At 67.5% G+C, this 17,626-nt stretch carries 21 protein-coding genes; 7 read left to right on the top strand and 14 right to left on the bottom strand.

Features of this window, described 5'->3' with window-relative positions; genetic code table 11:
• Positions 1-68: 68 nt before the first annotated feature.
• Entirely contained in the window at positions 69-1,526 is a 1,458-nt protein-coding gene (locus M2437_RS08475) for a cobyric acid synthase (protein ID WP_253387117.1), read from the bottom strand.
• 70 nt (positions 1,527-1,596) lie between these two features.
• A complete protein-coding gene (locus M2437_RS08480; RefSeq protein WP_253387118.1) occupies positions 1,597-2,418 on the bottom strand; it encodes a cobalt-precorrin-6A reductase in 822 nt (273 codons plus the stop codon).
• A 56-nt stretch (positions 2,419-2,474) separates the two neighbouring features.
• Between M2437_RS08480 and M2437_RS08485 the strand changes: the two genes are divergently transcribed.
• Complete coding sequence (locus M2437_RS08485; protein WP_277570250.1) at positions 2,475-3,752, top strand: DNA polymerase IV; 1,278 nt, start codon at positions 2,475-2,477, stop codon at positions 3,750-3,752.
• A 10-nt stretch (positions 3,753-3,762) separates the two neighbouring features.
• Here M2437_RS08485 and M2437_RS08490 read toward each other — a convergent pair whose 3' ends face one another.
• Positions 3,763-4,629, bottom strand: a complete 867-nt coding sequence (locus tag M2437_RS08490; protein ID WP_253387119.1) for a cell envelope integrity EipB family protein — start codon at positions 4,627-4,629, stop codon at positions 3,763-3,765.
• A 506-nt stretch (positions 4,630-5,135) separates the two neighbouring features.
• Here M2437_RS08490 and M2437_RS08495 point away from each other — a divergent pair.
• Complete coding sequence (locus M2437_RS08495; RefSeq protein ID WP_012255766.1) at positions 5,136-5,675, top strand: GcrA family cell cycle regulator; 540 nt, start codon at positions 5,136-5,138, stop codon at positions 5,673-5,675.
• Between the two features lie 228 nt (positions 5,676-5,903).
• Here the strand turns inward: M2437_RS08495 and phoB are convergent, their stop codons facing one another.
• The 6 genes from phoB to pstS form a co-directional block, all read right to left on the bottom strand.
• Complete coding sequence (gene phoB / locus M2437_RS08500; protein ID WP_003600784.1) at positions 5,904-6,608, bottom strand: phosphate regulon transcriptional regulator PhoB; 705 nt, start codon at positions 6,606-6,608, stop codon at positions 5,904-5,906.
• Between the two features lie 88 nt (positions 6,609-6,696).
• Positions 6,697-7,410 (bottom strand): phosphate signaling complex protein PhoU, encoded by a 714-nt coding sequence (gene phoU, locus M2437_RS08505; protein WP_003600785.1) that lies wholly within the window; start codon positions 7,408-7,410, stop codon positions 6,697-6,699.
• A gap of 131 nt (positions 7,411-7,541) precedes the next feature.
• On the bottom strand, positions 7,542-8,357 hold the full coding sequence (pstB, locus tag M2437_RS08510) for a phosphate ABC transporter ATP-binding protein PstB (protein ID WP_003600786.1): 816 nt from the start codon (positions 8,355-8,357) through the stop codon (positions 7,542-7,544).
• Between the two features lie 41 nt (positions 8,358-8,398).
• The gene (gene pstA, locus M2437_RS08515) at positions 8,399-9,292 is read right to left on the bottom strand and encodes a phosphate ABC transporter permease PstA (protein ID WP_015824741.1); all 894 of its coding nucleotides are present in this window, start codon (positions 9,290-9,292) and stop codon (positions 8,399-8,401) included.
• Between the two features lie 44 nt (positions 9,293-9,336).
• The gene (pstC, locus tag M2437_RS08520) at positions 9,337-10,311 is read right to left on the bottom strand and encodes a phosphate ABC transporter permease subunit PstC (protein ID WP_003600792.1); all 975 of its coding nucleotides are present in this window, start codon (positions 10,309-10,311) and stop codon (positions 9,337-9,339) included.
• A 114-nt stretch (positions 10,312-10,425) separates the two neighbouring features.
• Positions 10,426-11,466 carry a phosphate ABC transporter substrate-binding protein PstS gene (gene pstS, locus M2437_RS08525; protein WP_012255763.1) on the bottom strand — a complete coding sequence of 347 codons (1,041 nt, stop codon included), beginning with the start codon at positions 11,464-11,466 and terminating at the stop codon, positions 10,426-10,428.
• Between the two features lie 420 nt (positions 11,467-11,886).
• Here pstS and M2437_RS08530 point away from each other — a divergent pair, with 420 nt between their 5' ends.
• Positions 11,887-12,162, top strand: a complete 276-nt coding sequence (locus tag M2437_RS08530) for a hypothetical protein (protein WP_012255762.1) — start codon at positions 11,887-11,889, stop codon at positions 12,160-12,162.
• A gap of 40 nt (positions 12,163-12,202) precedes the next feature.
• On the opposite strand, the gene M2437_RS08535 is transcribed toward M2437_RS08530, so the two are convergent.
• From M2437_RS08535 to M2437_RS08555, 5 genes are all read right to left on the bottom strand, one after another.
• Positions 12,203-12,409, bottom strand: a complete 207-nt coding sequence (locus tag M2437_RS08535) for a hypothetical protein (RefSeq protein ID WP_003600796.1) — start codon at positions 12,407-12,409, stop codon at positions 12,203-12,205.
• Positions 12,410-12,982: 573 nt separating this feature from the next.
• The gene (locus M2437_RS08540) at positions 12,983-13,150 is read right to left on the bottom strand and encodes a hypothetical protein (protein ID WP_165301602.1); all 168 of its coding nucleotides are present in this window, start codon (positions 13,148-13,150) and stop codon (positions 12,983-12,985) included.
• Between the two features lie 143 nt (positions 13,151-13,293).
• The gene (locus tag M2437_RS08545) at positions 13,294-13,605 is read right to left on the bottom strand and encodes a PilZ domain-containing protein (protein WP_277570251.1); all 312 of its coding nucleotides are present in this window, start codon (positions 13,603-13,605) and stop codon (positions 13,294-13,296) included.
• Positions 13,606-13,723: 118 nt separating this feature from the next.
• Entirely contained in the window at positions 13,724-14,086 is a 363-nt protein-coding gene (locus M2437_RS08550) for a hypothetical protein (protein WP_253387120.1), read from the bottom strand.
• 73 nt (positions 14,087-14,159) lie between these two features.
• Positions 14,160-14,450 carry a hypothetical protein gene (locus M2437_RS08555; protein ID WP_041358306.1) on the bottom strand — a complete coding sequence of 97 codons (291 nt, stop codon included), beginning with the start codon at positions 14,448-14,450 and terminating at the stop codon, positions 14,160-14,162.
• 228 nt (positions 14,451-14,678) lie between these two features.
• On the opposite strand from M2437_RS08555, the gene M2437_RS08560 reads away from it, so the two are divergent.
• The 4 genes from M2437_RS08560 to M2437_RS08575 all read left to right on the top strand — a co-directional run bounded on the left by M2437_RS08560 (position 14,679) and on the right by M2437_RS08575 (position 17,110).
• Positions 14,679-15,575 carry an NAD(P)H-hydrate dehydratase gene (locus M2437_RS08560; RefSeq protein WP_253387121.1) on the top strand — a complete coding sequence of 299 codons (897 nt, stop codon included), beginning with the start codon at positions 14,679-14,681 and terminating at the stop codon, positions 15,573-15,575.
• Positions 15,576-16,004: 429 nt separating this feature from the next.
• Positions 16,005-16,259 carry a hypothetical protein gene (locus M2437_RS08565; RefSeq protein ID WP_003600804.1) on the top strand — a complete coding sequence of 85 codons (255 nt, stop codon included), beginning with the start codon at positions 16,005-16,007 and terminating at the stop codon, positions 16,257-16,259.
• Positions 16,260-16,286: 27 nt separating this feature from the next.
• Positions 16,287-16,562 carry a hypothetical protein gene (locus tag M2437_RS08570; protein ID WP_003600805.1) on the top strand — a complete coding sequence of 92 codons (276 nt, stop codon included), beginning with the start codon at positions 16,287-16,289 and terminating at the stop codon, positions 16,560-16,562.
• 173 nt (positions 16,563-16,735) lie between these two features.
• Positions 16,736-17,110, top strand: coding sequence for a DUF4440 domain-containing protein (locus tag M2437_RS08575; protein WP_253387122.1), 375 nt, complete (start codon positions 16,736-16,738; stop codon positions 17,108-17,110).
• Positions 17,111-17,626: the final 516 nt, after the last annotated feature.

The following is a 17,626-nucleotide window of genomic DNA, read 5'->3' on the forward strand; positions in this document are numbered from 1 at the left end:
TTCTTGTCTTTGCATCATCTTTTTCCGAAAGCCGGCAATCGCCTTTCGGAATGATGCTCGAGCGTCCCTCAGCGCAGGCGCAGCAGCCCGTCGCAGTCGAGATGCGCTTCGAGATGGTCGGCAAAGCGGTCGAGCACCTCTTCGATGCCGGCCTCGTAGTGGGTGAGGCCCGGCGCAGCGCCGAGCCGGGCGAGCCAGGCCGCGCGTTGGCGATCGTCGGCGAACAGGCCGTGGACATAGGTGCCGGTCACGAGCCCGTCGCCGGAGACGGCCCCGTCGGCCCGGCCGTCGGCGAAGCGCAGCAGCGGTCGGGCGGTGTCCGGCCCGGTCGTGTCGCCGATATGCATCTCGTAGCCGGAGAACGGCGCGCCATCGCCAAGCGTCGTGCCGGTGGTGGCGACGAGGCGCTTCTCGCCCGTCATCACCGTCGCGACGTCGAGGAGGCCGAGACCCGGCCGGTCACGCGGCGCGCCTTCGATCCCCTGCGGATCGGCGATGGAGCGCCCGAGCATCTGGTAGCCGCCGCACAGCCCGAGCACGCGACGGCCGCGGCGCAGATGGGCGCGGATATCGATGTCCCATCCTTCCGCGCGCAGACATTCGAGGTCGTCGATCGTGGTCTTCGAACCCGGCAGGATGATGAGATCGGCTTCCGCCGGGACGGCCTCACCGGGCGGCACGAAGGTCACCGCGACGCCGGGCTCCTGCCGCAGCGGGTCGAGGTCGTCGAAATTGGCGATGTGCGGAAAGCGCAGCACCGCGATCAGCGGCACGGCGCCGTCACGGCGCGCTTGCGGGGCATCGAGCGCCACCGCGTCCTCCGGCGGCAGGCGGACGGCATCGGGAAAGAACGGCACGAGGCCGAACGGCGACCAGCCGGTGCGCGCGGCGATCAGAGTCATGCCGTCGGCAAACAGCGTCGGGTCGCCGCGAAAGCGGTTGACGATGAAGCCGCGGATCATCGCCGCATCGTCGGGCTCCAGCACCGCCTGCGTGCCGACGAGGCTGGCGATGACGCCGCCCCGGTCGATGTCGCCGACGAGCACCACCGGCGTTCCCGTCGCCCGGGCAAAGCCCATATTGGCGATGTCGCCCTGCCGCAGGTTCACCTCGGCCGGCGAGCCCGCGCCCTCCACGAGCACGATGTCCGCCTCGCCGCGCAGCCGCTCGAAGCTGTCGAGCACGGAGGCCATCAGGCGCGGCTTCCAGGCCTGGTACTCCCGCGCCCGCGCCGTGCCGATCATCCGCCCCTGCACCACCACCTGTGCGCCGACTTCGCTCTGCGGCTTCAGGAGCACCGGGTTCATGTGAACCGAGGGCGCGACCCGCGCGGCGCGGGCCTGGAGCGCCTGGGCCCGGCCGATCTCCCCACCATCGGCGGTGACGGCGGCGTTGTTCGACATGTTCTGCGGCTTGAACGGACGCACCGTCAGGCCACGCCGGGTGAAGGCACGGGCGAGGCCGGCCACCAGCAGCGACTTGCCGACATCGGACCCGGTCCCCTGGATCATCAGGGCGCGGGTCATCGGCGGTTCTTTGGTCGAGGCGCGGGCATCACGCTGCCATGGCATCGGGGCCGGGCGGCGTCGAGCCGATTTACGGCGCTCTGCGCTCGCTGCGCCGTGCCATCAGCCAGGAAAGCGCGCCCGCGGCATCGGGAATGGCGGGCACATCCGGCAGGGCAGGGCGGTCGACGATCACCACGGGAAGCCCGAGCCGACGTGCGGCCTCGATCTTCGGATAGGTCGCCGCGCCGCCGGAATTCTTCGTCACCAGCACCTCGATTCGCGCCTCGCGCATGAAGCGGATCTCGTCCGCGAGCGTGAAGGGGCCGCGGGCGCTGACGGTGACGAGGTTGGGCACCGGTAACGCATCGCCGACCGGCTCGATCGTGCGCACGACGTAAGCGTGCTGCGGCGCGCGGGCGAAGGCAGCCAGTTCCTGTCGGCCGATGGTGAGGAACACCGTTCTCGGTGCGGCGCCGAGCGCGTCGAGGCAGGCCGGCACGTTCGCCGCCGCGATCCAGTCGTCGCCGGGCTCGCGCTCCCAGGCCGGGCGGCGCACCGCGAGCAGCGGCACCGCCACAGCCCTGCTGGCCTCCGCCGCATTGGCCGAAATCCGCGCGGCGAAGGGGTGGGTCGCGTCGATCACCGCCTCGATGCCGTTCTCCGAAAGCCACCGCGCCAGCCCCTCCGCACCGCCGAACCCGCCGATGCGGGTCGGCACCGGCTCGGGCCGCGGCGCGGCGGTGCGACCGGCCATCGACAGCGTCACCGCGACATCCGGCTCGCGCGCCAGAAGGGCGACGAGCGCGCTGGCCTCGGTGGTCCCGCCGAGGACAAGGATGCGCAGGGGAGCGGCATCGGGATTCGACGTGGGATGGCGCGCAGGAGAACCCTGGTCGGCGGCTCCGGACATTCGTACAACCTGTCTCGCCCGCATCAGCCCGGCAAAGGCCGGGCGAGGTTTTCGACGTGAGACCCTTCTGCCGCGATTGCCTGACGATGCAAGCCGAGGGCGCTCTGCGCTGCCGCGGATGCGGCTCGCCGCGCCTGCTCTCGCACGCGGCCCGCGACGCCTTGAGCATCGCCCACGTCGATTGCGACGCCTTCTACGCAGCGATCGAGAAGCGCGACGACCCGGCCTTGCGCGACAAGCCGCTCATCATCGGCGGGGGCAAGCGCGGCGTCGTCTCCACCGCGTGCTATCTCGCCCGGATCTCCGGGGTGCGCTCGGCGATGCCGATGTTCGAGGCGTTGAAGCGCTGCCCCGACGCCACCGTGCTGCGGCCGGATATGGAGAAATACGCCCGCGTCGGGCGCGAGGTGCGGGCGATGATGCTGGCGTTGACGCCTTTGGTTGAGCCGGTCTCCATCGACGAGGCGTTCCTCGACCTCTCCGGCACCGAGCGCCTGCACGGGACGAGCCCGGCGCTCACGCTCGCCCGCTTCGCCGCACGGGTCGAGGCGGAGGTCGGCATCACGGTGTCGGTGGGACTGTCGGACAACAAGTTCCTGGCCAAGATCGCCTCGGACCTCGACAAGCCGCGCGGCTTCTCGATCATCGCGGGCGCGGACGCCGCGACCTTCCTCGCCGACAAGCCGGTCGGCATCCTGCCCGGTATCGGCGAAAGTGCACGAAACCGCCTCGCCTCCCTCAACATCCACCGCGTCGGCGACATTGCGCGGGTCGATCCGACGCGTCTCCAGGCATCCCTCGGGCGCGATGCGCTGCGTCTCATCGATCTCGCCGCCGGCCGGGACCGGCGGCCGGTGCGCCCGACCCGGGAGGCCAAGAGCGTCTCGTCCGAGACGACCTTCTCGGCCGATCTCACCCGGTTCGAGGATCTGCGGCCGATCCTGTGGCAGCTCTGCGAAAAGGTGTCGGCACGGCTTAAGCGGGCGGAACTCGCCGCCGGCAGCGTCACGCTGAAGCTGAAGGATGCCCGCTTCCGGCTGCGGACCCGCACCCGCGGCGGCCTGAAACCCACCCAACTCGCCGACCGGCTCTTCCGCGAGGGCGAGCCGATGCTGCGGGCGGCCTGCGACGGCACGGCCTTCCGGCTGATCGGCATCGGCGGCGGCGATCTCTGCGGCGCGATCCATGCCGACCGCGGCGATCTCGCCGATCAGGGTATCGAGCGCGTCGCCCGCCGCGAGGCGGCGCTCGACCGGCTGCGGGAAAAGTTCGGCAGCGCCGCGATTCAGCGCGGGCTCGTCTTCACCGGCGAGCCGGAGCGGCGGCGCACCTGACGCGCGGCGACTACTTCTTGCAGGTGGGATCGGCCTTCGGGTCGGCTTTGGCGAGGTCGAGCCGCGTCAGATTCCCGTCGATGGCGAAATCACCGTAATCGAGGTGCAGCCGCCCGCTGACGCCGTCCTCGTAGAGGTCGAAGGTGAGGGTGTAGATCGGCGTGCGCTCACCCGCTCCGGCGGTGAAGTAGCTCAGCGTCACCGGCCACCGGCGCATGCCGCCGTGGTCGCCCTCGCGCAGCGGCTTGTCGCGCTCGGTGTCGGCGGCGGGCGCAGCGTTCGGGCGGCCGATGATGGCCAGCGTGTCGTAGACCTTGCGCCCGTCATCCGAGCCGTCGAACACCTTGGCCGAGACTGTCGTCTCACCCGTCTTGGCCGCCTCGATCAGGCGGATCATGTGGTGGATCGGAAACAGGACCGCGCCCTCGGCCTGAAACTGGTCGCGCTTGGGCTCCTTGAGCTTCACCTTGAGCGCGTCGGCCGCCTCCGCTGTCCCGTCGACGGCCGGAGAGGGCGCGTTGTTGAGAACGGTCGTGGTGCGGAAGCGGAAGCTCTTGCCGTCGCCGTTCTCGAAGGTGGTGCTGCGCAGATCCGAGGTGCGGTCGCCGGACTCGCCGGAATTGAGCATCGTCACCTGACGCGTCTGCATGGTGTAGCCGCGGCAGGCGTCGCCCGAGAAATCGATGACGATGCGCCCGCGCACGCCCTCGACCGCCCGCGTCCCTTCGGAGCGCGCCAGCGACAGATCGTAGACCGCGCGGTGGTTGGCCAGCCGGATCGCGGCCTCGTTCGGAACCGGTGCGGCCGGCCCCGCGGCCATCGCGCTTCCCGGCATCGCGGCAAGGAGGAAAAGGGCCGGCGCGAGGCGCAGTCGCATGCGATCTCCCAAAGTCCGCTTGAAGTGGGTTGTCCACAGGCGGCAGGCCGGCGGACGACGTCCGTCACATAGTCATCCCGTCCGTCCGGACAATCTTTTTCGATCGCGCTCCCGACGCGACCGCGGACATCTCGGCGATACCAGCAGCCGCCCGGCACCCCGGCCAGCCGACCCTCACCCGATCCGGACGCTCGGAAAAGATCAAGTTTACGCAACGCGTTAACGGATGGCGGAGGATTCGCTTGCTCCGCTGCGGAAACCGATCCGTCTCACCGTCCGACGGGTCCGATTGCCGGGGGAAACCGGACCGTGAGACGCGCGGACCCTTGCTCCGCGGCCGAGCTGTCCTGTAGTCTCCACAGCGTCGCCAACGGCATCTTTGGCGTCTGTTAACCGACATGTGCAGGGCCGGATCTCGGGCCCTGGCCATGCCTGCTGTCGCCATGCGCGCCAGCCGCGCTGCCGGCCGGTCTCACGTTCAAGGATGTTTCGACGTGGAGGGGACAATGACGGAAGCGGTCCCGAGCTGGACGGATGAGCGCGTCGAGCTGCTTCGTCGCCTGTGGGACGACGGCCTGAGCGCCAGCCAGATCGCCCTGCAGATCGGTGGCGTCTCGCGCAATGCCGTCATCGGCAAGGTGCATCGCCTCGGGCTCTCCGGCCGCGTCAAGTCGATGGGTGCGGCGTCGCAGGGACGTCGCCGGGAGGGCTTGGCCGCCGAGGTCGAGATGGAGGTCGTGGTCGTCGAGGAGCCGACGCTGCCGGAGCCGCCCGCGATCGTCGCGCACAGACCCGCACCGGACTTCCCGCTGCCGCAGAAGCCTGCCCCGGAGCCGGTGGCCCTCGCGGTTTCCGAGCGGGTCACCATCATGGATCTGCGCGAATCGATGTGCCGCTGGCCGATGGGCGACCCGACCTCGCCGGACTTCCGCTTCTGCGGCGGCCGCGCGATCACGGGCCTTCCGTACTGCACCCAGCACGCGCAGATCGCCTATCAGCCGGCCGCCGAGCGCAAGCGCGACCGCCGCGTCGCCGGTTTCCGCTAAAGGCTCCAAGAGAAGACAGCTGGGCACGCCCGCGACGACGGGCGATTGCCGACGTGCACCGAGTGGGGACGGGCTTTGCCCGACCCGCAGGACCGCCCCCTAGACCAAATCCCATTGATTCCTTCGAGCCAAATCCGGTCGATCCGTTCGGATTGCGGATTTGGACTTGGCTCAAGCGCCGCGCGGGCTGAGCGAGACAGTTCCCCCTTCGATCAGGCGGAGACCGTATCACTCCGCTCCGGCGAACATCTCGTCGAACGAGTAGCCGGAGCCGCGCACGGTGCGGATCGGGTCGCTCTGGCGCGGGCGGTTGATCGCCTTGCGCAGGCGGCCGACATGAACATCGACCGTGCGCTCATCGATGTAGACGTCGTGGCCCCACACGCCGTCGAGCAACTGCTCCCGCGAGAAGACCCGGCCGGGGCTCTGCATCAGGTATTCGAGCAGCTTGAATTCGGTCGGCCCGAGATGGATCTCGCGGCCCTGCCGGCGGATGCGGTGGCTGACGCGGTCGAGCTCGATATCGCCCGCCACGAGCATGTCGGAGACGTGGGTGGGCTTGGCGCGGCGCAGGAGCGCACGGACCCGGGCGAGCAGCTCCGGCACGGAGAACGGCTTGACGACGTAGTCATCGGCGCCGGTCGAGAGGCCGCGCACACGGTCGGTCTCTTCGCCCCGGGCGGTCAGCATGATGACCGGCAGGCGTTCGGTCTCACGGCGGGCACGGATGCGCCGGCACAGCTCGATCCCCGAGAGCCCCGGCACCATCCAGTCGAGGAGTACGAGGTCGGGCGTGGTCTCGTGCAGGCGAAGGTCGGCCTCGTCGCCGCGAACCGCGACATCGACTTGGAAACCCTCCGCTTCGAGATTGTAGCGCAGCAGGGTCGTCAGCGATTCCTCGTCCTCGACGATCAGGATGTGCGCACTCGTCATCGCCCGTCTTTCCATCCGTCACGCCCGGCCCTCGAGAGAGGAGCCGGAGACGTCTCTTGATCGCCGCGCGCGCCGAAAACCTTCGGTGTCAGGTGCTCGGCGTAATCGTCGCGTAGTTCGAAGCGTCGTTCTTGGGCCGCTCGGCCGTCGGCGTCTCGCCGGTGACGAGGTATTCGATGGTTTCGGCGACGTTGGTGGTGTGATCGCCGATCCGCTCGACGTTCTTGGCGCAGAACAGCAGGTGCGTACAGAACGAGATGTTGCGCGGATCCTCCATCATGTAAGTCAGGAGTTCCCGGAACAGTGAATTGTAGAGCGCGTCGATGGCGCTGTCCCGCTCCCACACCTCGCGGGCGGCGGTCACGTCGCGGCTCGCATAGGCATCGAGCACGTCCTTGAGCTGTTCCTGCACGAGGTCGCTCATGTGCTGGACGCCGAGCACGATCTTCTGCGGCTGGGCCTGATCGCTGATCGCCACGACGCGCTTGGCGATGTTCTTGGCGAGATCGCCGATCCGTTCCAGGTCGCCCGAGACGCGGATGCCGGAGATCGTCTCGCGCAGGTCGATGGCCAGCGGCTGACGGCGTGCGATGAGGAGAACCGAACGCTCCTCGATCTCCCGCTGCAGCAGGTCGAGGCGCTTGTCGGCGACGATCACCGCCTGAGCGAGGGTGGTATCCCGGCGCACCAGCGCGTCGGTGGCATCCGTCATCATCTTCTCGGCCACGCCGCCCATCTCGGCGATGGAGCGGCGCAGGTTCTCGAGGTCGGTGTCGTAGGAGGAGACGATATGGTCGGCCATGTCGCGAATTTCCCGATCAGGCGGTCGGACGAGGGCGCTCTCAAGCTGCGATGGACATGGGTCCGGCGGAAGAGGGCGCGTCTCAACGAGGGCGCAAGGGGGCTGCGACTGTCGTGCAGTCGCGGCCGATCTCAGCCGAAGCGGCCGGTGATGTAGTCCTGGGTCTGCCGTTTGGCCGGGTTCATGAAAATCTTCGTGGTCGCGTCGAACTCGATCAGCTCACCGAGATACATGAACGCCGTGAACTGCGAGATGCGGGCGGCCTGCTGCATGTTGTGCGTCACGATGACGATCGTGAACTCGGTCCGCAACTGCTCGATCAGCTCCTCGATGCGTCCGGTGGAGATCGGGTCGAGGGCCGAGGTCGGCTCGTCGAACAGGATGACCTCGGGGCGCTGTGCCACGGTGCGGGCGATGCACAGGCGCTGCTGCTGGCCGCCGGAGAGGCCGGTGCCGGACTGCTTGAGCTTGTCCTTCACCTCGTCCCACAACGCGGCCTTGCGCAGGGATTCCTCCACGCGCACGTCGAGCTCGGCTTTCGGAAGCTTCTCGTAGAGGCGCAGGCCGAAGGCGACATTGTCGTAGATCGACATCGGGAAGGGCGTCGGCTTCTGGAACACCATGCCGACGCGCGAGCGCAGTTCGTTCAGGTCGATCTTCGGGTCCAGAACGTTCTGCCCATCGAGCAGGATCTCGCCTTCCGCGCGCTGCTCCGGATAGAGGCTGTAGATGCGGTTGAAGGTGCGCAGCAGTGTCGACTTCCCGCAGCCCGAAGGCCCGATCAGCGCGGTCACCTGCCGGTCGCGGAAATCGAGGTTGATGTCCTTCAGGCCATGGAAGCTGCCATAGTAGAAGTTGAGATCCTTGCAGGCGATGCGCACCGGAGCCTTGACGTCGGCCGGGCTTCGACCTTCGAACTGGCTGCGGATCGCGGGGGAGGCGCTCATCGGATTGTCTCGCAGGTAGGAGGTCTGTCCGGGGGGCGGCCTCAGCGCGCCCGCTGGTCCTTGATCACAAGGCGGGCCACCACCGACAGGGCCAGGATGGTGACGGTGATGAGAAGGGCGCCCGCCCAGGCCAGGCTCTGCCAGTTCGGATAGGGCGACAGCGCGAACTGGTAGATCATCACCGGCAGGTTGGGCACGCCGCCGAGAAGGTTCGCGTTGAACCAGCTGTTGTTGTTGAGCGCCGTGAACAGCAGCGGCGCGGTCTCGCCGGCGATGCGGGCGAGCGCCAGGATGATGCCGGTGACGACACCCGCACTCGCCGCCCGCCAGGTGATCGCGCGGATGACGAGGGAGCGGGGCGCGCCGAGCGCGGCGCCGGCCTCGCGCATCTGGCTCGGCACGAGACGCAGCATGTCCTCGGTGGTGCGCACGATCACGGGGGTGGCGATGATGGCCAGCGCCACCGCGCCGGCCCAGCCGGAATAGGTCCCCATCGGCCGCACCATCAGCGTGTAGACGAAAAGGCCGATCAGGATCGAGGGGGCCGAGAGCAGCACGTCGTTGAGGAAGCGGATGATGTCCGCGATCTTCGAGGTGCGGCCGTATTCCGCGAGGAAGGTGCCGGCCATCAGCCCGATCGGCGTGGCGATGACGATGCCGATGAACGTCATCACGAGGCTGCCGAGGATGGCGTTGGCGATGCCGCCGCCCACGGAGCCCGGCCCCGGCGTCGGCTCCGTGAGCAGGGCGGGGGTGAAGCCCTTCACGCCCTCGACGATCAGCATCAGCAGGATCGAGCCGAGCACGACGATGCCGAGCAGCGTGGCGAAGGTGCTCGCCAGGATCAGGACGCGGTCGGCGATCCGGCGGCCGGAGCGCACACGGCTCGCCCTCCGGGGGCGTTCGGCCGTTGCGAGGGGAGTGCTGGCATCCATGGCGCGTCGTTTTCCGAGGCTGGCGGCGTTGCGGACGTTTCGGTTCAGGCGACCTTGGTGCGCCGCACCAGCAGGCGCGCGATGATCAGCACGACGAAGGTGATGATGAAGAGCAGGCAGCCGAGCGCCATCAGCGAGGAGAGCTGGAGCCCGTCGGCCTCGTTGAACTCGTTGGCGATGCGCGAGGCGATGGTCGAACCCGGATCGAAGATCGAGGCGGAGAGGCGGTTGGCGTTACCGATCACGAAGGTGACCGCCATGGTCTCGCCGAGCGCGCGGCCGAGGCCGAGCATGATCGCGCCGATGATCGAGACCGAGGCCTGCGGCACGAGGACGTGGCGCACGACCTCCCAGGTCGTGCAGCCGATGCCGTAGGCGCTCTCGCGCAGCACGGTCGGGATCTGGTCGAGCATGTCGCGGGTGATCGAGGCGACGAACGGCACGATCATGATCGCGAGGATGATGCCGGCAGTGAGCACGCCGACGCCGGAGGGGATGCGCGCGTAGAGGATCGTGCCGACGATCGGGAGCCCTTCGACGAGGTTCGAGACCGGCACCTGCACGAAGCGGGCGAACAGCGGCGCGAACACGAACAGGCCCCACATGCCGTAGATGATGCTCGGCACCGATGCGAGCAGCTCGATGGTCATGGCGACGGGCTTGCGCGCCCAGCCGGGGCAGAGCTGCGTCAGGTAGATCGCGATGCCGAGCGAAACCGGCACGCCGATGACGAGCGCCAGCAGGGCGGCGGCGACGGTGCCGATCACGGCGGGCAGCGCGCCGAACTGCTCGGTGCCGATGTTCCAGGCGCTGGAGGTAAGGAAGCCGAAGCCGAACTCCCTGAACGCGGGCATCGCCCCGTAGATGATCGATCCGAGGATGCCCGCGAGCACCAGCAGCACGAGCAGAGCCGATCCGTAGGCCGCGCCCTTGAACAGGCGGTCGGCGGTCTTGCTCGGGGCGGTGCGGGGCACGCCGCTCTCGCTGGCCAGGGCGATGGACTGGGTCAAGGCGGTCATCCGCGGAAGGGCTCTTCGAATGGAGGGCGTTTAGCGCGCCGTGGCCCGTGAGGCGAGCCGGACACTCGGAGAAAGACCCCCTCCCGGGTGCGGGAGAGGGCCTGAGACGGTTGCTTACATACCGAAGACGGGTTTGCCGTCCTTGCCCTTGATGCCCTTCCACTCCTCGTGGATCAGGCCGACGACGTTGTCCGGCAGCGGCACGTAATCGAGTTCGGTCGCGAGCTTGTCGCCGTTCTTGTAGGCCCAGTCGAAGAACTTCAGCACGTCGCCGGCCTTGGCGGCGTCCGCGGCCTCCTTGTGGACCAGGATGAAGGTGGCGGCGGTGATCGGCCACGCTTCCTCGCCGGCCTGGTTGGTCAGCGTGATGCCGAAGCCCGGGGTCGACTTCCAGTCGGCGCTGGCGGCGGCGGCCTGGAACGCCTTGTCGTCGGGCTGCGGGTACTTGCCGGCCTTGTTCTGGATCAGCGTGTAGGCGAGCTTGTTCTGCTTGGCATAGGCCGACTCGACGTAGCCGATCGAGTTCGGAACCTGCTTGACGGTGGCGGTCACGCCCTCGTTGCCCTTGCCGCCCTGGCCGACCGGCCAGCTCACCGTGGTGGCCGCACCGAATTCCTTCTTCCACGGCTCGGAGACCGAGGAGAGATAGGTGGTGAAGATGTTGGTCGTGCCGGAGGCGTCCGAGCGGTAGACCGGGGTGATGTTCGCGTCGGGCAGCTTCACGCCGTCGTTGAGCTTGACGATCTTCGGATCGGACCACTTCAGGATCTTGCCGGCATAGATGTCGGCCAGGAGTTCACCGGTCAGCTTGACCTTGCCGGCCTCGATGCCCGGGACGTTGATCACCGGGACGACGCCGCCCATGACGGTCGGGAACTGGACGAGGCCGTCCTTCTCGAGCTGGGCGGGCTTCAGCGGCGCGTCGGTGGCGCCGAAATCGACGGTCTTGGCCTGGATCTGCTTGATGCCACCGCCCGAGCCGATCGACTGGTAGTTCAGGCCCGTGCCGGTATCCTTGCGGTAGGCCTCGGCCCATTTCGAATAGACGGGGAAGGGGAAGGTGGCACCGGCGCCGGTGATGTCGGCGGCCAGGGCTGAGGTCGCGAGCTGGGCGGCCGCGAGGCCGACGGCCAGAGCGTAAGTGAAGGGTTTCACGAGCATCTCCGTAGGGTGTCGGGCGCATTGTCGGGGCCGGTCCTGATTTGAAACCGGTCTCGCTGCGACGCTGCTGCCATCTAGTGCACCGACGCGCCGCCTCTATGACGGCGACATGACGGTGACATGACAGCCCCTGGAAAGCTCCCGGAAAGCCCTGGGGGAAGACGAAATTTCACTGAGGATGGGATCGCGACGGGACCACTCCTCCCCCGGGAGCGTTACCGGAATAGGTGCGCGGGTCAGTTTCTCTGACAATATGTCCGCCGCACCATCGCGGCCGATGCAACGATGGTCAGCGCCCGGAAGTTTCGTGAGGGACGCTCAGTCGTTCCACGAGCGTGATCTTCACGAGATCTCGCCCTTGAGATCCTGAGTGGAACCGGGCCTGCGCTTGAAACGTCCGAGGAGACCGTCATCGTGACGGAGCCACATTCACCCCGCGAGGAAGAGCCCCTCCTCGATCCGGCCGATCCTCAGGACGCGGCCTACCTCGCGCTCCATGCGGAGCGGGCGGCCCTCGAGGACGAGCTGACGCTGCAGCAACAGCGTCAACGCTTCGGCAGCGATGACCAGGAGATCGCCTCGGCACGCGCGACCGAGTCGTCTCTGCTCAAGGATCTCGATCGGGTGCTGACCATGATCCGGGCCGCCGAGGTCCGGCGCCAGCAGCCGAAGGCCCGGCGCTGGCAGTAATCGTCACGCCATGGCCTCTTGAGACGGGGAGACCCGATCCTCAGGCGCTGCGGCGGCGATCGCGCTCTTTCTGCCGGAGTTGCAGCAGCAGTTCGACTTGCGCGTCGGTGATCGGCTGCGCGTCGCAGCGCTCGACATAGGCCTCACGCAGGCCCTGTCCGATCCGATCGCGACTCTCGCCATTTAGAGCGGGCATGGCGGCTTCGACGATCAATCCGCTGGGGCAGTCCGTCGCGAGATGTACCATGAATCGACCAGGCCGAATCTGAAGGAACTGTGTCGCAACCGGCAAGGGGGAGCGATGGTCACGAGGATTGCATCGAGATGGTTAATAAGAACTTACCGTTGACGACGCGGTCGGAAATTTGTCGGCAATGATTCAAGGTGCCGGAGGTGAACCGTGGCGGGACAAAAGTTGCCCACGCTCCGGTCGAACGCATCGTTGTGAAGCCGGACTATCCGAGCGACTCCGTGCCGTTTGAGGGAAACGCCTTCTTCCGCAGCTCACGTCATGGAGAGCAAATTTCGTGCGCTAGCGCACATGATAGGGAGAAAATTCTCCCGCGGCGCGGCGATTTCGCGGAAAAAAGACCGCTGTGACAACGATTTGGCGGCTGCACCGAAGTTTTCCCGATCTTCACGACTCGGGATGATCCGCTGCACTAGGTCCGTTTGAATCACTGTCGTTGGGCTGCCAGCCCCCCAATGCGGTACGCAGGCGACAGGCGGGTCGGTCTTCTCCTGAGAAGCCGGCCCGTCACGCGTTGACCTCAAGGCAACACGCGGATCACCGCGTTTCAGGCGACCATCGCGCCAGCGCTTACGGCTCGCGCCGCTCGCCTTCGGCCTTGTCGCTTTGACCCTGCTTCGCGCCGCCTTGGGGATCGGTGCTGTCCTCCCCGGAAGCAGTTCCGCTGCTATGCCCCTGAGGCGTCAGGCGCGGTCGATCCGGGGCTTCGACTTTGTCCGTCTGTTTGGTCTCGGCCATGAGGCACCTCCGGCTCGATCAACCCGGCAACGGCCTGCGCGGTTCGTTGCGCACGGATTGACGCGCTTTCCGAAGCGATGCGGCCAAGTCGCCGTTACCATACCGCTGTGTCGAAAGCTGGCGACGACCGTCAGGACGACGCCCTAAAGATGCCGTGCGCCGATCATCTCGTCGGTTCGCCACAGGGTGCGGCACACCTTGATGGATTCCTGGGCCGACGATGTCAGCAGGAACACGTCCGGGACGAGGGAGGCGTCGGGAACGACGATCTCGACGTCCTGCGCCGAGATGTCGTGGACCCAGCACCCGATCGAGGTGTGCTCATCGACCGCGATCAACCCAGGTTCACCGGGCGTCGGAGGGGCGTCGACCGGAAATCCTGCATGATTGGACATCGATGTCCCCGCGTGAGCATCGAAGCGTGGCAGGCGCCCGATAAGATGCCGTTGCACCATCGCGTAAAGTTGGAACAATCGTGCATCGACACGCGCCGGCAGGGCGTCCGTAGCGGGCCGGCCGGATCACGCCGCCGGGGCAATGGCCGGGATCGCCCGATCGCAGCGATCCGTCAGGTCAGCGCAACAGCCACACGACGAGCCCGACCGCCAGCGCCGCCACCACGATGGCCCCGTAATAGGCCGGCATGACCCAACGGTTGGCACCGTGCCCGGTCTGCATTCGGCTGGCCCTCTGGCGGCGCGGTCGGGTCTCCTCTTCGCGTGCCAGCGTGACGCGGGACGCATCCGCGGGCGTCCCGGCCGCTTCGTCATCGGTCCCGAGCGGCGACAAGCCGGGATCGTGAGCGGGGATCTTATCGCCGGTGCGGCCGGAATCGATTTCGGCCTTCAGTTGCGCGCTGGTCGGACGCTCCGACGGAGCGGGTGCGTCCGGAACATGGTCGGCCGGAGGGGGCGGGGTCTCGGAACGGAGTGCCATCGATCACACACTTTCTTCGCATCGATTGTCGTCGTGATCGCCGCCCGCGCCGTTCACCGACGCCGAGTCGGCGTCACTGCGCGCCGGCACCGCCGCTTCCACCGCCACCGCTCCCCTGCGGGACCGCACGCTCGGGCTGATTGGCATTGCCGCCCGCCGCGGAATTGCGGCTGATGGTGCTGGCTCCCGTGGCGCCACGGGAGATCGTTTGGCCCCGGCCGCGTCCGCCGGTCACGCTGCCGTCGCTCGTGACGATCCCACGGCTCTTTTGACGGGAGCGGGCATCGGCCGATGTCGCCGTCAGCGGGACGAGGCTCGCAGCCATGAGGCCGGCCGCGCTTGCGAGAATGAGAAGGTTTTTCATGGTGGTTCCCGATGATCTGTCCATCGGGGAACCCGAGGCCGCGATTTTGTATCCAATCGCCAATTGGAGCCAGTGACACGTTCGAAGCGGCCAAATCGAACGAGGTTGCTCGCACGCTGCAGGGATACGGACGCCGCGTCCGACGCTTTACCGTCCGGCACCATCCTAGGACCTGCGAAGGATGACGCCGCGACGTTGGACCGATCCGGACGCACACGCAGCCGCCCGATGAAGGTAAACCACCTCACACTCGACCGCCTTCGGGAGTTGCCCCTGCCGATCCCCGAGGAGGGCAGCAAGGAGCAGCGCGGCACGATCCTCGTGGTTGGTGGATCCATCGAAGTTCCGGGCGCCGCCTTTCTGGCAGGCGTCGCCACGCTCCGGGCCGGGGCCGGTCGCCTCCGAATCGCGACCGTGGAGAGCGCCGCGTCGGCGATGGCTCTCGCGGTGCCCGAGGCACGGGTCATCGGCTTCGTCGAAACGGAGGAGGGCGGAATCGACCCGGCCTCGGCCGCGGCGCGCCTGCCGGCCTTGGCGGAGCGCTGCAACGCGATCCTGATCGGCCCGGGGCTGAGCGCCGGGGCCACGGCCGACGCGCTGGTCCACTCGCTTCTTCCGGCCGGAGCCTCATCGGCGCTCGTGCTCGATGCCGGCGTCATTGCCGGCCTTGGCGCGCAGGCCGGCGCGGTTCGATCCTGCGGTGGCCGCGCGGTGATCACGCCGCATGCCGGCGAGATGGCTCGGCTCCTGGACATCGACAGAAGCGAGGTCGAAGCCAATCCTCTGGCGGCAGCTCAGCGGGCTTCCGAAAAGCTCGGATGCGTCGTGATCATGAAGGGCGCGCAGAGCTGGATCGTGCCCCCCTCGGGTGAGCCGTGGCTCTACAGCGGCGGCGGCGTCGGGCTGGCGACCTCCGGCTCCGGTGATGTCTTGGCGGGCATCGTCGCGGGGCTGCTCGCACGCGGCACGGAGGCGACGACAGCGGCGGCATGGGGGGTCTATCTGCACGGGCAAGCCGGGCGACGACTCGCCGAGCGCGTCGGACCAGTCGGCTTCCTGGCACGCGAGATCATCGACGAGGTGCCTGCCATCCTGCGTGACGTCGATGCGGGCCACTCGTCGTAAACGTCGGCGCCGGGAACATGGCTAAAACGGCGCGGGTTCTCCCTGACCTCAGATGAGGGAGCGTAATTATGACGCAATCGGAACCCGCGAAACCCGGCGATGAAGCACCGCCCGGTACACCCGGAACGGGTGAGAACCTGTGTCCCCGCTGTAGCGGAAGCGGCCAGATCGAAGCCAAAGCTTGCCCGGACTGCAACGGCACTGGCAAAGTGATCGCCGGCATCGGTGGCGGCTGATCGCGAACGCTGCAAACAGCCGCCCGCCAAGCGTGTCGGCGCTGCAAAACAGGCTCACGCAGCGCCATCTTTCGTGCTAGAACGAAAATAGAACAAGCGGGCGGCCGATTTCCGGCTCGGGCTTCCGTGACCGCGTCGGCCTGCCCGACGCGTGAATGGCGGCCGGCTCGGTCCTGGTGCGGGAGAACCGACGGTGACGATGCGGACGACCTACCTCGTGCAGACCTTCATTCTGAAGCGCAAACGTCTGTGCCCCGGCGACCAGCAGGTGTCGCCGACGGTGAACGGTGCACTGAAGCGGGCCGAGGCGATGGCCACACGGCTGCCAGGCACCGCCGCGATCCAGATCGTGGCTGACGACGAAACGGGGGAGTTGGAAAGCGCGACGATTCTCGGCCGGTTCGGCGAGGTGCCGGAAGACTTCGCCGAGACGCTGCAGGCCGCCTGACGAAAGTATCGAGAGAAGAGGCATCACATGGCTTTCAAGCCGAAATCGGCCGCGGAGACGAAGGCGCGCGACCTGGGTTTGGCGCTCGCACGGATCGCCGAGAACGAGGGCATGCCGGCCCATGTCGGCGTGGATGCTCTGCGTCGCTCCAGCCCGCGCCTGACGCCGCTGGCGATCGGGCAGATGGTGCGCAAGCACCGCGACATCCTCGAAGAGACGCTGATCGAGCGCGGGCTGACGCTCGTGGATTATGCCGACCAAGGTCCGGGACGCGGCATGGAGTTCGAGGTCGCCAGCGCCTGAGGGCGCTGGCGGAACAGGCCGACGCGAAGCTCACCGGCTTCTTGGTTAGGATGATAGTTTTTACCGATCCGACGCCGGCAGGGGACGCACGCGACCATCAGGCGGGTGCACTCCAGGAACGATCACCGCGCGCAGGTCTTGTCCCGGCACTTCGAAAGCCTGAGGAGGACCCCGTGGACGATGATCGTGTTTGGTCGTTCGAAAAGAGCCTTTGGACCGGTGACCCGGATCATTACCGCGAACTCGTCGATGACGAGTGCCTGATGGCCTTGCCGCAGCCGCCCTACGTCTTCGGCGGCGCTCAAGCGGTCGAAGCCGTCGCGAACACACCCCGTTGGTCTGCCGTCGAATTCGACGATGGCCGGATCGCGCGTCCCCAGGAAGGCCTGATCGTCATCGCCTACTCCGTGAAAGCCTCACGGGGCGAAGAGACCTACGAGGCCCATTGCACCTCGACCTACCGCAGGCTGTCGCACGAGGAATGGCGGGTGGTCCAGCACCAGCAGACCCCGCGCATTCTCGCGCCCGTCGTTGACGAGAAGCGCTGAGGCAGTGGTCACGTGAGAGCGGTCGTCGATGACGACTCGCGTCGCGATCAACGGCCGAGCACATCGTGAAAGGGAGCCGCCTCGGAAAACTGGGCGGCTCTCGGTCTTATAGTAGAGGCGGCGCAAGGCCGATGCGCAGAACGCTCTTCAAGCGAGCGCACGCGCGATGCGGGGGCAACTTAGCAAAGCTGGTCGGGCGGATCACACGATCGGCCCTGCGCAGCCGTCGCTCTCGCGGTCATTCCAGCGCACCGTAAAGTGCGGAAACCGCAGGCTTCCGAGAGCTTGGAAGAGTTTGGCTCCCCCAGCCGGCCTTGAACCTGCGACAAAGCGATGAACAGTCGGGGTGGAGTGGCTGACTTTTTTGAGAGACGACAACACGGAGAGGATGATTCGCTGAGGCGAGATTCACCCTGCGGTGATATCCAGTCTCGCTTGCGCGCGATCGCCGAGATAGGCTGGCGGCAAGGCGGAACTCCAATGCCTCGCACTCTGCCGGGACCTCCTTCGAGCGAA

The organism is Methylorubrum pseudosasae, from assembly GCF_029504475.1.
GTDB classification, from domain to species: domain Bacteria; phylum Pseudomonadota; class Alphaproteobacteria; order Rhizobiales; family Beijerinckiaceae; genus Methylobacterium; species Methylobacterium extorquens.

What these genes read in the sequence shown, in the direction of transcription:
- M2437_RS08475 (WP_253387117.1), bottom strand. Translation starts at nt 1,526, where the DNA reads ATGACCCGCGCCCTGATGATCCAGGGGACCGGGTCCGATGTCGGCAAG.
- pstC (WP_003600792.1), bottom strand. Translation starts at nt 10,311, where the DNA reads ATGACCGCCTTGACCCAGTCCATCGCCCTGGCCAGCGAGAGCGGCGTG.
- phoB (WP_003600784.1), bottom strand. Translation starts at nt 6,608, where the DNA reads ATGACGAGTGCGCACATCCTGATCGTCGAGGACGAGGAATCGCTGACG.
- pstA (WP_015824741.1), bottom strand. Translation starts at nt 9,292, where the DNA reads ATGGATGCCAGCACTCCCCTCGCAACGGCCGAACGCCCCCGGAGGGCG.
- M2437_RS08540 (WP_165301602.1), bottom strand. Translation starts at nt 13,150, where the DNA reads ATGGCCGAGACCAAACAGACGGACAAAGTCGAAGCCCCGGATCGACCG.
- M2437_RS08550 (WP_253387120.1), bottom strand. Translation starts at nt 14,086, where the DNA reads ATGGCACTCCGTTCCGAGACCCCGCCCCCTCCGGCCGACCATGTTCCG.
- M2437_RS08535 (WP_003600796.1), bottom strand. Translation starts at nt 12,409, where the DNA reads ATGGTACATCTCGCGACGGACTGCCCCAGCGGATTGATCGTCGAAGCC.
- M2437_RS08555 (WP_041358306.1), bottom strand. Translation starts at nt 14,450, where the DNA reads ATGAAAAACCTTCTCATTCTCGCAAGCGCGGCCGGCCTCATGGCTGCG.
- M2437_RS08570 (WP_003600805.1), top strand. Translation starts at nt 16,287, where the DNA reads ATGGCTTTCAAGCCGAAATCGGCCGCGGAGACGAAGGCGCGCGACCTG.
- M2437_RS08480 (WP_253387118.1), bottom strand. Translation starts at nt 2,418, where the DNA reads ATGTCCGGAGCCGCCGACCAGGGTTCTCCTGCGCGCCATCCCACGTCG.
- M2437_RS08490 (WP_253387119.1), bottom strand. Translation starts at nt 4,629, where the DNA reads ATGCGACTGCGCCTCGCGCCGGCCCTTTTCCTCCTTGCCGCGATGCCG.
- pstB (WP_003600786.1), bottom strand. Translation starts at nt 8,357, where the DNA reads ATGAGCGCCTCCCCCGCGATCCGCAGCCAGTTCGAAGGTCGAAGCCCG.
- M2437_RS08495 (WP_012255766.1), top strand. Translation starts at nt 5,136, where the DNA reads ATGACGGAAGCGGTCCCGAGCTGGACGGATGAGCGCGTCGAGCTGCTT.
- M2437_RS08560 (WP_253387121.1), top strand. Translation starts at nt 14,679, where the DNA reads ATGAAGGTAAACCACCTCACACTCGACCGCCTTCGGGAGTTGCCCCTG.
- M2437_RS08545 (WP_277570251.1), bottom strand. Translation starts at nt 13,605, where the DNA reads ATGGTGCAACGGCATCTTATCGGGCGCCTGCCACGCTTCGATGCTCAC.
- phoU (WP_003600785.1), bottom strand. Translation starts at nt 7,410, where the DNA reads ATGGCCGACCATATCGTCTCCTCCTACGACACCGACCTCGAGAACCTG.